Here is a 13,314-nt window from a genome sequence, read left to right as displayed (position 1 = left end):
AGAGAAAAGGGGGAAGAGCAATGGCGTACAAATTGGAAATGCGGAATATGACAAAGCTGTACGGCTCCTTTGCCGCAAATCGGCAGGTTTCCTTTTCCTTGCGGTCCGGAGAAGTACATGCGGTCATCGGAGAAAATGGCGCCGGGAAAACAACCTTAATGCGTATGCTGTATGGCATGGAGCAGCCGACTGCGGGGGAGATTGTGCTCGATGGCAAGGTGGTGTCCTTCCAAAACCCGGCTGACGCCATCCGCCATGGCATCGGTATGGTGCACCAGCATTTCATGCTGTTTCCGCAATTGACGGCGGCGGAGAATATTGTGATTGGCCATGAGCCGGCAAAGGGCGGCTTTCTGCAGCGACAGGAAGCTGTACAGGCGGTTGAAAATCTGTCGAAGCAGTACCGGATCCCGGTGCGGGCGACAGCAAAGATTGCGGGCTGCTCCATGGGTGAGCAGCAGCGCACGGAAATTTTAAAGGTGCTGTATCAGGGAGCGGATATCATTATTTTGGATGAACCGACGGCTGTGCTGACCCCATTGGAGGTGGGCGAACTGCTGCAGACAATCCGTTTCCTCGCTTCACAAGGAAAAAGCATCATTATCATCACGCATAAGCTGCATGAGGTCATGGAGGCTGCGGACCGTGTGACAGTGCTGCGCGGTGGAGAGGTGACCGGTTCCATGGCGGTGGCGGATACAGACGCCAAGGCGCTTGCCGCGCTCATGGTCGGGCGCGATCTGAAGGAAATGGGCAGCCGCCCGGCGCAGGAGGGGCAGCCATTCCTGCAGGTGCAGGATTTGAGTGTGCAGGGAAAAGGCGGAAAGCCGCTTTTGGACTGTGTGTCCTTTACGGTCAAAACAGGGGAGATTGTCGGCATTGCCGGTGTGTCCGGCAACGGCCAATCCGAGCTGCTGCAGGCCGTTTCCGGCTTAATGCCGAGCGACGGCGGCACAGTGCTGCTGCAGGGCAAGGATGTGACGAAGCTGTCCGTCCGGGCAAGGCGTGAAGCGGGGCTTGCCCATATTCCCGAGGATCGATATCAGTGGGGAGCGGCAAAGGACGCGGCCGTGGAGGAGAACGCGCTGATGGGCTATCATCAGCAAACAGCGTACAGCCGCCGATGGTTTGTCAAACAATCAGCATTCCAGCCTGTGCTGCAGCAATGGATCCGGCAATTCTCCATTAAAACAAGCTCGGTGAAAGAGAAGGCAGCCCATTTATCCGGAGGCAATCTGCAAAAGCTGATTGTGGCGCGCGAGCTTGGCCATGGAACACCGTTCTTGATTGCGGCAGAGCCGACACGCGGTGTGGATATCGGCGCAATGGAGGTTATCCACGAAGCGCTGATCCAAAAAAGAAATGAGGGCGGGGCCGTTTTGCTTGTTTCTTCCGAGTTGACGGAAATTCTGGCGCTGTCCGACCGGATTCTCGTGATGTATGAGGGGCGGATTGCCGGAGAACTGAACCGGGAGAAAGCGACAGAAGAAAAGCTTAGTATGCTGATGGCAGGAGGGACACTTCATGAAGCGAGGGAATGAACACATACAAGCAATCCTGCAGCCGCTTGCGGCAGTGCTTCTCGGTTTGCTTGTCGGCGCGGCGGCGATGAAGCTTGTGGATGCGCCGGTGCTTGATACTTATATACAGCTGTGGAACGGGGCATTCGGCAACCTGTACTTCGTGTCCTCCACCATGGCGCGGGCAACGCCCATTTTGCTGATTGCGCTCGGTGTCGGGTTTGCATTCCGGGCCGGTGTCTTTAACCTTGGCGGCGAAGGGCAGATGGTGCTCGGCGCTGTTGCGGCGGCGCTGACAGCTTTATACCTGCCGGGCAACGGCATGGGCAAGGTTCTGCTGGCTGCTGTTGCCGGATTTACCGTCGGCGGCGGCTGGTCGGTATTCGCCGGCTGGATGGAGTCCAGATTTAAAGTGCAGCTGATCATTTCAACGCTGCTGCTGAACTACATTGCCGTTTTATTTGCCAGTTACCTCGTCAGCAAGCCGTTTCAGGATAAAACCGGATCGGCGGCGCTGGCGCAGACAAAGATGCTTGACCCGGCTTCCCGCATTCCGAAATTGTTTACGGGCATGACGGTGCATGGCGGCTTTATCGTTGCAATTGTGCTTGCGATTTTGCTGTTTGTCCTGCTGCGCTATTCCAAAACAGGCTATGAGGTCAATATGCTTGGGAAAAACGCTTCGTTTGCGGAATATGGCGGGGTGAACCGCCCGAAGCTGCTGTTGCTGACCATGTTTGTAAGCGGCGGACTTGCCGGATTGGCAGGCTCCTTTGAAGTGCTTGGGTCGCAGTACCGCTTTGTGGATAATGCGCTGACGGTGCCGGGATATGCCTGGACAGGCGTGATGGCGGCGCTGCTGGCCAACTCCAATCCGCTCGGCACTGTGGCTGCTTCTATTCTATTGTCCGCTTTGCAGACGGGAGCGATGGGAGTGGAGCGCAATACCGAGGTTCCGCTGGAAATTGCCAGCGTCATTCAGGCGGTGCTCATTCTATTTATTTCGGCAAAGGTCAGCTTCTCATTTATCAAGAGCAAGAAGGAGGGGAAGTCAAATGGAACATCTGTTTGATGTCTCGCTGTTGAATGCAACACTGCGCATGGTTTCCCCCATTTTGCTGGCTGCACTTGGCGGGATGCTGTGCGCCCGCATCGGCTTGTTCAACGTCGGACTGGAGGGACTCATTTTAGTGGGAGCCTTCAGTGCAATTGTTGGAAACTACTATACTCACAATCTCATATTGGCTGTATTGTTTGCGGCAGGTGCAAGCGTGCTGTTTGCGCTGTTGTTCGGTGTCATGACCATTCAATTTCAGGCAAATGAGGTGGTTGTGGGAGTGGCCATCAACTTCCTGGCGCTCGGCTTGACAACGTTTCTGCTGCGCACCATTTTTCATGTAAAGGGTGCCTACTACGACAAAAACATGGCGGGGCTGCCGAAGTGGGACCTCCCATTGATCAGTAAAATTCCTGTGCTCGGACCCATCGTGTCCGGCCACTCGCCGCTTGTATACTTATCCTTTGCGGCGGCAATTGTGCTGTATATCTTCCTGTACCGCACTGTACTCGGCTTCCGGCTGCTGGCCGTCGGCTATAACAAGACAGCCGCGCGCAGCCTCGGTCTTCCAGTGCGGCGCCTGCAGTATGTTGCCATCAGTCTGAGCGGAATGCTTTGCGGCATCGCCGGCGCCCAGCTTTCGCTTGGACAGGTCACAATGTTCACAGAGGGCATGACGTCCGGCCGCGGCTTTATTGCTCTCGTAGCCACGATGCTCGGCCAGTCTCACCCGCTTGGGGTGCTGGCATCAAGCTTCCTGTTTGGCCTGACGGATGCCATCAGCACAAGGCTGCAAAGCTTCTCGGTTCCCACACAGCTGACAGCCATGCTTCCGTATGTGTTGACCATTGCCGCCATGTTCTTTTTGAGAGGCCGCGGCGCGGAGGATGACAAAGCAAATCAGCAAAGCTCACGTTAACGAAAGGCGGGGTTTCTTTGAACAAAGCAGAACGCATTAAACGAATGAAGGTGCCTGCGGCGGACGCTGCCAACGGCCGCCTGCCGCAGGGACAGGCGCTGACAGAGCGCTTCCCGATTCTCCATGAAGGGGAAGTGCCGGCATATGATATGGACCAGTGGACACTTCGGGTGTTTGGCGAGGTCAGCAAGGAGGTTACGCTGTCCTATCAGGATATTTTAGCTATGCCCCAGACGGATGTGACAGTGGATATTCATTGTGTGACGCGCTGGTCCCGTTTTGATAATACATTTACAGGGGTGCGCTTCCGCGATGTTCTGGAGGCAATCGGGGTGGAGCCGCACAGCGGCTATGTCATGCTGCATGGCGATTATGACTATACCTCAAATATTGAACTGGCTGATCTTATGGGGGATGATGTGCTGCTGGCCCATTCCTTTGAAGGAAAGCCGCTTACGGACAAGCATGGCTGGCCGCTTCGTCTTGTTGTGCCTCACTTATATTTCTGGAAGAGTGTGAAATGGCTGCGCGGCTTTGAATTCATGAAGGAAAACAGCCCGGGCTTCTGGGAGCAGAATGGATTCCACTTGAGAGGGGACCCATTCAAGGAGGAGCGCTTCTCCGGCGAGGATTTGCCGATTCCGGAGGATGAATGGGAAAAGAAGGAGTTTGATTGAGATGCTGCCAAATTTAAAGATTGCAAGCGGCGATTTGCCTGAGCGCGTTATTGTATGCGGCGACCCGGGACGGTCGGAGCAAATAGCCGGTATGCTGGGCGAAACAAGAGTGCTGGCGAAAAACCGTGAGTATCATAGCTATGCCGGGGTCTGGAACGGAACAGCAGTGGCTGTGGTCAGCCATGGCGTGGGCGCTCCCGGAGCAGCTGTTTGCTTTGAGGAACTGGCTATGGGCGGCGCCTCTTCTATAATTCGCGTCGGCACGGCCGGCTCCTATCACAAGGAAGTGGTGCCAGGCAGTCTGGTCATCAGCACAGCTGCGGCGCGCTGCGAAGGGCTGACGCATCAGCTTGTGCCGGCAGGCTTTCCGGCACTTGCAGACAGGGACGTGGTGGATGCGCTTGTGCGGGCATCCGGCCTGGCGGAGGGAACGCTGGTGAAGACAGGGATCACCCTGACGCTGGACGCTTTTTACACAGGTGTGGTTCCCTTTCCGCACCAGCAGTATAAGGAAGCGGGCGTACTGGCCGCGGAGATGGAAAATGCAGCTTTGTTTGTGATTGCTGCGCTGCGCGGCATGCGTGCGGGTGCCATCCTGGCGGTCGACGGCTACGCGGATGCGGACCTGCGGGAGGTATACAACCCGCATACGGATGCTGTGTCCAAAGCGGTGGAGCTGGAGGCTGCCATCGCACTGGCAGCAATCACGGCTCTATAAGAAATCTGATAGACTCATGCTCCGCGGAAGCGAGGCATGAATCTATTTGCGCATACGGAAAGGAATCTGATGAGAAAAGCCAACCTTTGGGTTTTCCTGTTCATTTTTTGGTATAATAGACAGGAAACTGTAAGGGAGGGTTATACATATGATTCAGCAGGAGCGTTTATTAAACGAGTTTTTAGAGCTGGTGCAGGTAGATTCCGAGACAAAGTTTGAAGCGGAGATTTGCAAGGTGCTGAAGGAGAAGTTTGCCGCCCTTGGCGTGGAAGTGTTTGAAGATGATACAACGGCGGAAACAGGGCATGGCGCCGGCAACCTGATTTGCACGCTTCCGGCAACAAAGGAAGGCGTGGACACCATCTATTTCACGTCCCATATGGACACAGTTGTGCCAGGCAAAGGCATCAAGCCTTCCGTGCAGGATGGCTATGTGGTAACGGACGGCACGACGATTCTCGGCGCTGATGACAAGGCTGGTCTTGCGGCAATGCTGGAAGCGGTACGCGTGTTGAAAGAGCAAAATATTGCGCACGGCAAGATTGAGTTTATCATTACGGTGGGCGAGGAATCCGGCCTTGTTGGCGCGAAGGCGCTGGACCGTTCCTTGATCACGGCGAAGTATGGCTTCGCGCTCGACAGCGACGGCAAAGTGGGCGACATTATCGTGGCAGCGCCGACACAGGCGAAAATTAAAACGATTATCCGCGGCAAGACAGCGCATGCAGGCGTGGCGCCTGAAAAGGGCGTATCCGCCATCACCATCGCAGCGAAGGCAATTGCGAAAATGCCGCTTGGCCGCATCGATTCCGAAACAACAGCGAACATCGGCCGCTTCGAAGGAGGTACGCAGACGAACATCGTGTGCGATCACGTTCTCATCTTGGCGGAAGCACGCTCTCTTGTAGAAGAGAAGATGCTGGAGCAGGCGAATAAGATGAAGGAAGCATTTGAAACAACAGCCGAGGAAATGGGCGGACAGGCCGAAGTGGAGGTACAGGTGATGTATCCTGGCTTCAAGTTCGCGGACGGCGACTTTGTCGTGGAAGTGGCAAAGCGTGCGGTGGCAAGCATCGGCCGCACACCTGCGCTGCACCAAAGCGGCGGAGGCAGCGATGCGAACGTGATCGCCGGCCATGGCATTCCGACTGTGAACCTTGCTGTCGGCTATGAAGACATTCATACAACAAACGAGAAAATGCCAATTGAAGAGCTGGTGAAAACAGCAGAGTTGGTTGTGGCTTTGATTCAAGAGGCGGCAAAGTAAGAGAACTGGGGATGATCTAAAAGCCTGCGGACAGGCTTCTAGATCATCCCCTTTTTGTATCCTGCTGCAGGTCTTGTAAACTGTGATTGTTCAAATATGATAAGTGGAATATAATGTAAGTAAGAAGATGCAAAGGAGGCTCATGTGATGTCTATGTTCATGGTGTTGTTTTGGCTTGCCTGTGTGCTCATTGTGTTCTTTTCCATCCGAAGCATCCGAAGAAATCCAAAGCAGCAGGCGGACCTGCAGCGCAGCCTGAATCAAGAAATCGGCGAAATGACTGCCAAGGCGGACACATCCCGTCATTATGGATAAAAAGAGATTCCCGCGAATCTCTTTTCTTTTGCTATAATAAGAACATACGTTTTGCAGGATGGTGAGAATTGTGCGGGAAATGTATCCGAAAAACGGACGTGTGATTTTACATGTGGATATGAACAGCTTCTATGCCTCGGTGGAAGCAGCGCATGACCCGTCCTTGCGCGGCAAGCCGCTGGCCATCGCCGGCAATGAGAAGGAACGGAAGGGCATCATCGTCACCTGCAGCTACGAGGCGAGGGCGAAGGGGGTGCGCGCCACGATGCCGCTTTGGGAGGCGAAGCGCCTGTGTCCGGACCTGCTCGTGCGGCGGCCTGATTTCGCGTTGTACCGCCAGGCTTCCTATGAGCTGTTTTCGCTGTTGGGGCAATTTACGGAGCAGCTTGAGCCCGTTTCGATTGATGAAGGCTACTTGGACATTACGGATTGCCATCATATAGGCTCACCGCTGCAGATTGCGAGGCAGATTCAGCAGGAGGTGCTCGAGCAGCTGCAGCTGCCCTGCAGCATCGGCATTGCCCCGAATAAATTTTTGGCAAAAACAGCTTCCGATATGAAAAAGCCGCTCGGCATCACGGTGCTGCGGAAGCGGGACGTGCAGGCCTTGCTTTGGCCGCTTCCTGTCATCGAGATGCACGGAGTCGGCAGGAAAACATCCGAGAAGCTGGGAGCGGGCGGCATCCATACCATTGGAGAGCTTGCCGCCGCAGAGGAAGGGCTGCTGCGGGAGTTGCTTGGCATCACGGGGCCTGTGCTGAAGCAGAGGGCCAATGGCATCGATGGGCGGCCTGTCGACCCTCATGCGCTGCTTGACTATAAAACAATTGGAAACTCTGTAACCCTGCCTGCTGATACAACAGAGGAAACCGATATTTTGCAGGTGCTGGAGGGACTGTCCCGTTCGGTCAGCGGCAGGCTGAAGAAGCGGAAGCTCGTTACATACAACATTCAAATTACGATGCGCTACGATACAAGACAGTCGGTGACACGCAGCAGAAAGCTTACGCAGCCGCTTTGTGAGCAGCGGGACATTTTCGCGGCGGCTTCGCGCCTTTGGCGGCAGCATTGGGAGGGTGACCCTATCCGGCTGCTCGGGGTGACGGCATGTGATCTTGAAGAGCAGGCGGCCACCACGAAGCAGCTCGACTTGTTCTCTTTTCAGGAGGATGCCAAGGAAGAGCCGCTTCTGCAGGTGCTTGACCGGCTGAAGCAAAAATACGGCGAGGATGCTGTGTGCCGGGGCGGCTGGCAGGAGCCGGAGGAGCTGTCGTTTCAGGAGCTGCTGCGCAAGCGCTATGAATAGTTGCCTATCGCTGCTCCATTTCGTAAGATAGAAGCAGAGATTGAATCAGGAGGAAGTCAAGTGGAGGTATTGTTTTTAGGAACGGGAGCCGGCGTGCCGTCCAAAGGGCGGAACGTGACGGCAGCAGCGCTGCAGCTGCTTGAGGAGCGCGGGGCGGTGTGGCTGTTTGACTGCGGGGAAGCAACGCAGCATCAAATTTTACATACATCACTGCGGCCGCGCCGAATTGAGAAAATTTTTATTACGCATCTGCACGGCGACCATATCTTTGGTCTGCCCGGCCTGCTTGGAAGCCGCTCCTTTCAAGGAGGGGACACGCCTCTGACTGTATACGGACCGAAGGGAATCCGCGCTTTTGTGGAGGTATCCTTGGCGGTGAGCACCACGCATGTGAAGTACCCGCTGCATGTGGTGGAAATTGAGGGTGACGGACGTATCTTTGAAGATGGGCAGTTCAGTGTGGAAGCGGCGCGCTTGGCGCATGGAATTGAATCATACGGCTATCGGATCGTGGAAAAGGATATTCCGGGACCGCTGCTGGTCGAAAAGCTGCAGGAGCGGGGGATCCGGCCCGGTCCGCTGTTCAAAAAGCTGAAAAACGGCGAAACGGTCACGCTTGAGGACGGTACGGTGCTGCATGGGCATGAGTTTGTCGGGCCGCCGCAAAAGGGGCGCATCGTGACGATTCTGGGAGATACCCGCTATTGTGAGGCAGGGGTGCGCCTGGCACAGAATGCCGATGTGCTTGTGCATGAAGCAACGTTTGCCGCGGAGGATGCGCAGCAGGCGCACGATTACTATCATTCCACGACGAAGCAGGCGGCGCAGGCCGCGCAGCTTGCGGACGCCAAACGGCTCATTTTGACACACATCAGCTCCCGTTATCAGGGAGAGGATTTTGAACGGCTGCTGCAGGAAGCGCGGGAGGTATTTGCGAATACGGAAATGGCCTTTGATTTCAAGAAATTTGCCATTGAGCGGTGAGGCAAGCAGGGCAGGCATGAAAAAAGGAAGGGACTGGCTCAGTCTCTTCCTTTTTTTGCAGGCTTCGGCATGTGTGAGTGGATCTGCAAAACGGAGCCTTTTACTGCTTAAACAGCTGCTCCAGCGTTTCCCCCAGTTCGCGGGACCGTTCGGCTGCGCGGGAAATGCACTGCACGAGCGCCTGCTGGAACTCGAAGCTCTGCAGCACTTCAATGCCGGCCTGTGTGGTGCCGCCCGGCGAGGTGATTTCCTTGCGCAGGACAGACGGGTGCTTCGGTGTCAGCTTCAGCATTTCCGCCGCCCCGATCATCGTTTGTAAAATCAGCGGCTTGGAAATATCCTCTGTGAGACCGATTTCACGTGCGGCCTGCTCCATCGCCTCTACGACGAAATAGATATACGCCGGACCGCTTCCGGACAAAGCGGTAACCGCATGCATCTGCTCTTCTGTCACAACGGATACAACCCCGACTGCAGCAAACAGGTATTTGGCCATCTCCACATGGCGCTCTGTGGCATGAGCCGATGGACAGATGGCTGTTGCGGAGCGGAGGATGGCGGCTGATGTGTTGGGCATGGCGCGGATGATTGGAATCTGCTTTTCCAGCAGCTGGTCCATAGACGAGGTGGAGACGCCGGCCATTAAGGAAATGAGCAGCTGGTCTTCCCCAATCAAATCTTTTAGAGATAAAAGCGCCTCAGCGGCATCCTTGGGCTTCATGGCGAGCATCACAATGTCCGCGCCGCGCAGCAGCTCCTCTTTGTCATGGGTGCCCTGCACCCCGTATTCCTGTGCCAAGTAGGCAAGACGCCCGCTGTCAGAGCGGTTGCTGACCATAATCCGGCGCCCGTCCACTGCTTTTGCCTTCGTCAGGCCGGCAATCACCGCTTCGGCGATGGAACCGGCACCAAGGAAGGCGATTTTATGAATTGTCATCGAATTCCTCCTTACGGGTATTGAGTGAAGCTTATATTTCTATCACTTTACCACGAAATGCTTTGTCTGTCCGAAATTATTAATTTCCTTCGGAAATAATGACAATATTTTCAGAAAAAGGTAAACTGAAGGAGTATTCATTTTTTCGGCTATACTGTAAACAAGGAGGGAACGCAGGTGACACAAATATTTCGGATGGAAATACCGGTGCCATTTCCGGTGGAAACCGTCAACGTGTTTCTTGTGAAAGGAGAAACGCTGACGCTGATTGATACAGGAACGAACACAGATGATGCCTGGAATGCGCTTGTGCAGCAAATGGGGAGAATCGGCCATCATCCAAGAGAGATTGAAAATGTGGTCATTACCCATCATCATGCGGACCATTGCGGGCTGTTGGACCGCCTGCCCCGGGATATTCCCGTCATTGGCCATCCTTGGAACGAGCCTTGGGTGACCCAGAGCCCGGAACTGCTGAAGAGCTATCAGCAATTCTTTGCAGAGCTTGGCGCACAGATGGGTATTCCTGAGGCCTTTATGCGGAAAGGGCCCTCGCTGACGCGCACACTTGCCTATTCCTGCAGGCGTTCGCTGACGCACAGCGTCCGTGAGGGAGACCATATTGATGCGCTGCCGGGCTTTACTGTACTGGAGACGCCGGGGCATGCTTCCACGCATATCGCGCTGTACCGGGAGGAGGATGGCCTCTTCATCGGCGGGGATGTGCTGCTGCGCCATATTTCCTCCAATCCGTTGCTGGAGCCGCCCTGCCACGGCGAAACGGAAAGAGCCAAGCCGCTGCTGCAATATAATGATACGCTGCGCCGCTTGGGGGACATGCCGGTTTTGCGGGTGCTCGCGGGCCACGGACCTGATGTAACAGAAGTGCGGCCGCTTGTGCAGGAGCGGCTGCACAAGCAGGAGCAACGGGCGCAGAAGGTGTGGCATATGCTGCGGGAGCATCCGATGACAGCCTTTGAGGTATGCCGGGAGCTGTTTCCGGCGTTATATCAAAAGCAGCTGGCTCTGACGCTTTCAGAAACAGTTGGACAGCTGGATGTTTTACAATATAATCAACAGGTATCAATTGATACGTCAGGCCCGCATTGGGTGTACCATACAAGGTAGGTGACAGCATGAAGCTGCAAGGAAAGACAATCGTGATTACCGGCGCCTCCAGCGGAATCGGCGAACAGCTCGCGCTGCAGGCGGCTGCAGAAGGAGCGGTTCCCATTCTGATGGCGCGCAGCGAAGGAAAGCTGCAGGCGCTGCAGGAGAACATTCAAAGGGCTTACGGTGTGCCAAGCCGGTATTATGTGCTGGATGTAAGCGATGAAGAGATGGTGCGGCAGGTATTCGGACGGCTGCTTCAGGATGTGGAAGCGGTGGATGTTTTAATCAACAATGCCGGCTTTGGCATCTTCAAAACGTTTGAAGAAGCATCGCTGCAGGACGTCAAGAACATGTTTGCCGTCAATGTGTTCGGACTGGTGGCCTGCACGCAGGCGGTGCTGCCGCATATGAAACGCCGCGGAAAAGGGCATATCATCAATATTGCCTCCTTGGCCGGAAAAATCGCCACGCCGAAATCCAGCGCCTATTCCGCGACAAAGCATGCTGTGCTCGGCTTCACGAACAGCCTTCGCATGGAGCTGGACGGGACAGGAATCCGGGTGACGGCAGTGAACCCTGGTCCAATTGAAACGGGCTTCTTTGACATCGCGGATGAATCCGGAACCTATGTGCAGAACGTGAAGGGCTTTATGCTGCGGGCGGATGCTGTGGCGGCCCGGATTCTGCGGGCAATCGGAACCAATAAGCGCGAGCTGCATCTGCCGCGCTGGATGGGCCTTGGGCCGGTCATCTTTTCGCTTTTTCCCCGTCTCTTTGAAGGCGTGGCCGGGAAGGCGCTGAATAAAAAGTAGCACAAACAGCCTCTTTTCAGACCGGAAAGAGGCTGTTTGTGCTACACTGAGAAAAAACACGAGAGGGGGACATCAGATGCTGCTGAGCTCGCATCATGCGCAAAGGATTGTGGAGGATATGTATCATATCGCAAACTACAACTTGATTTTTGCCAACGAGGAAGGCATCATCATTGCCAGCGTGGATCAGAGCCGTATCGGTGATTTGCATGAAGGTGCGCTCGAGGTGCTGCGGACCAAGCGGAAGGTTGTCATTGAGCATGATGGACAGTACCGCGGGGCGCTTACAGGCATCACATATCCGTTGTTTCTGTATAAGCGGATTGTCGGGGTGATTGGAATTACCGGCGCCGAAGCTGAAGTCGGGAAAATTGGCGAAGTCGTGAAGCGTGTGGTGGAAATGCTGGTGAAGGAAGTGTATACGGAGAGGCAGCGCGAGCTGGAGTATACAGCCCGTGAGTCCTTTGTGCAGGATTGGCTGCTGCAGGAGCAGGAGGATGAGCAGCTGTGCGCTTCACGGGGGCTGCTGCTCGGCATTGATGTATCACTTCCGCGCGCGGCTGGAATTTTTGAGGTGATCCATAATGGGAGCGTATTTTTGGCAGAACCCGGCGGGCTGCAAAAGCAACATTCCAAAAGCAGCATTGTAAAAAGGGTGAAGGAGCTGCTCCCGAATGCGGAAAGCGATGTAATCGTGCCGATCGGGGGTTCGCGATATGTGGTTCTGTTTGCGGTTCCGGACATGACGGAATGGGAACGCAAGGATTATATTTCCGGCTCCATCTTATCCTTGAAGGAATGGCTGGAGAATGAGCTGGGCAGTGCCGTGGCAGCAGGTGTCGGTCAATGCGGACAAGGGGTTGCAGGTGTCAAGCAGTCGTATTGGGAAGGCGAGAAGGCTGTTTATTTCTCGAAGAAGCGCACCGGCAGCCCGGCCACGTTTTATCATGATTTGCGGCTGGAGCGGCTGATTTACGATCTGCAGCCGGCCAGCCGCAAGGAGTATGTGCGGAGCATCCTGCAGCTTGACCGTCTGCCGGATCCGCAGCAGGCATTGGAAACACTTCGGCTGCTGTTCAAGCATAACCACTCCATCACTGAGGTGGCGCAGGAGCTCCATATCCATAAAAACACGGTGCAATACCGGTTAAATAAAATTCGGGACCTGACCGGATTCGACCCGCGCACCTTTGAGGATGCCGCAGTGCTGCACCTTGCTGTTGTCCTGCATTCACTTGAAGAGGAAGACCGCCCGTAGCTACGGGCGGTTTTTTTGCAGCCATTCATAGAGGTCGCGGAGGTCCCGTTCAAACATCATGCCGGGAATTTCAATGCGCTTTCCGGCAGAGGCCAGGTGCAGAAAGGGAAACAGGGTCTCTACATTTTGATGCATGTATTGAAACTCGACTACACATAGCTCTGAGAGCGGCAGCTCATGCCGCTCAAATAATGTTTGATAGAACAGCATGTTTTCCCGGATCACGATTTTCATGCTGTGCATATATACATACAGGAAGAGCAGCAGCCCATAGGCGATGCCGATGCCGGTCCAGACAGACAGGCTGCTTGTCCCCTTCTGAATATGCTGCGCCGCGCTGTACGTGCATAAAGCCAATAAAACCGTAAGCAGCGCAGAGCTCAAACGCGGGCTGGAGCGGATGACCTTCATACATAGAGCCTCCTTTGGAA

Annotated in this window: 14 protein-coding genes; 12 read left to right on the top strand and 2 right to left on the bottom strand. The window is 55.0% G+C overall.

Going from position 1 to position 13,314, the window contains the following annotated elements; all coding sequences use genetic code 11:
- Window positions 1-20 precede the first annotated feature (20 nt).
- The 9 genes from NK662_RS00465 (at window position 21) to rnz (ending at window position 8,763) form a co-directional block, all read left to right on the top strand.
- Window positions 21-1,541: an ABC transporter ATP-binding protein gene (locus NK662_RS00465; RefSeq protein ID WP_254756255.1), complete on the top strand. Its 1,521-nt coding sequence runs from the start codon at window positions 21-23 to the stop codon at window positions 1,539-1,541.
- Window positions 1,525-2,592, top strand: coding sequence for an ABC transporter permease (locus NK662_RS00460; RefSeq protein WP_254756253.1), 1,068 nt, complete (start codon window positions 1,525-1,527; stop codon window positions 2,590-2,592). Before NK662_RS00465 ends, NK662_RS00460 begins: the two co-directional genes overlap by 17 nt.
- Complete coding sequence (locus NK662_RS00455; protein WP_254756251.1) at window positions 2,576-3,496, top strand: ABC transporter permease; 921 nt, start codon at window positions 2,576-2,578, stop codon at window positions 3,494-3,496. Before NK662_RS00460 ends, NK662_RS00455 begins: the two co-directional genes overlap by 17 nt.
- Window positions 3,497-3,513: 17 nt before the next feature.
- The gene (locus NK662_RS00450) at window positions 3,514-4,173 is read left to right on the top strand and encodes a sulfite oxidase-like oxidoreductase (RefSeq protein WP_254756250.1); all 660 of its coding nucleotides are present in this window, start codon (window positions 3,514-3,516) and stop codon (window positions 4,171-4,173) included.
- A 1-nt stretch (window position 4,174) separates the two neighbouring features.
- On the top strand, window positions 4,175-4,891 hold the full coding sequence (locus NK662_RS00445; protein ID WP_254756249.1) for a nucleoside phosphorylase: 717 nt from the start codon (window positions 4,175-4,177) through the stop codon (window positions 4,889-4,891).
- Between the two features lie 148 nt (window positions 4,892-5,039).
- Window positions 5,040-6,158 (top strand): M20/M25/M40 family metallo-hydrolase, encoded by a 1,119-nt coding sequence (locus NK662_RS00440; protein ID WP_254756247.1) that lies wholly within the window; start codon window positions 5,040-5,042, stop codon window positions 6,156-6,158.
- Between the two features lie 147 nt (window positions 6,159-6,305).
- Window positions 6,306-6,473: a hypothetical protein gene (locus tag NK662_RS00435; protein WP_254756245.1), complete on the top strand. Its 168-nt coding sequence runs from the start codon at window positions 6,306-6,308 to the stop codon at window positions 6,471-6,473.
- Between the two features lie 70 nt (window positions 6,474-6,543).
- The gene (locus NK662_RS00430; protein ID WP_438503565.1) at window positions 6,544-7,779 is read left to right on the top strand and encodes a DNA polymerase IV; all 1,236 of its coding nucleotides are present in this window, start codon (window positions 6,544-6,546) and stop codon (window positions 7,777-7,779) included.
- A gap of 60 nt (window positions 7,780-7,839) precedes the next feature.
- Window positions 7,840-8,763, top strand: coding sequence for a ribonuclease Z (gene rnz, locus NK662_RS00425; protein WP_254756243.1), 924 nt, complete (start codon window positions 7,840-7,842; stop codon window positions 8,761-8,763).
- A 100-nt stretch (window positions 8,764-8,863) separates the two neighbouring features.
- Here rnz and proI read toward each other — a convergent pair whose 3' ends face one another.
- Entirely contained in the window at window positions 8,864-9,700 is an 837-nt protein-coding gene (gene proI / locus NK662_RS00420; protein ID WP_254756241.1) for a pyrroline-5-carboxylate reductase ProI, read from the bottom strand.
- Window positions 9,701-9,877: 177 nt separating this feature from the next.
- Between proI and NK662_RS00415 the strand changes: the two genes are divergently transcribed.
- The 3 genes from NK662_RS00415 (at window position 9,878) to NK662_RS00405 (ending at window position 12,883) form a co-directional block, all read left to right on the top strand.
- Window positions 9,878-10,828, top strand: a complete 951-nt coding sequence (locus NK662_RS00415) for an MBL fold metallo-hydrolase (protein ID WP_254756239.1) — start codon at window positions 9,878-9,880, stop codon at window positions 10,826-10,828.
- Window positions 10,829-10,836: 8 nt separating this feature from the next.
- Window positions 10,837-11,625, top strand: a complete 789-nt coding sequence (locus NK662_RS00410) for an SDR family NAD(P)-dependent oxidoreductase (protein ID WP_254756237.1) — start codon at window positions 10,837-10,839, stop codon at window positions 11,623-11,625.
- A gap of 76 nt (window positions 11,626-11,701) precedes the next feature.
- On the top strand, window positions 11,702-12,883 hold the full coding sequence (locus NK662_RS00405; RefSeq protein WP_254756235.1) for a CdaR family transcriptional regulator: 1,182 nt from the start codon (window positions 11,702-11,704) through the stop codon (window positions 12,881-12,883).
- Here NK662_RS00405 and NK662_RS00400 read toward each other — a convergent pair whose 3' ends face one another.
- Window positions 12,884-13,294 carry a hypothetical protein gene (locus NK662_RS00400; protein WP_254756233.1) on the bottom strand — a complete coding sequence of 137 codons (411 nt, stop codon included), beginning with the start codon at window positions 13,292-13,294 and terminating at the stop codon, window positions 12,884-12,886.
- Window positions 13,295-13,314: the final 20 nt, after the last annotated feature.

This window comes from Ectobacillus ponti (assembly GCF_024294785.1).
GTDB lineage: Bacteria > Bacillota > Bacilli > Bacillales > Bacillaceae_G > Ectobacillus > Ectobacillus ponti.
The sequence above is the reverse complement of the archived record's forward strand: the minus strand, read 5'-3'. Positions and strand labels throughout refer to the sequence as shown.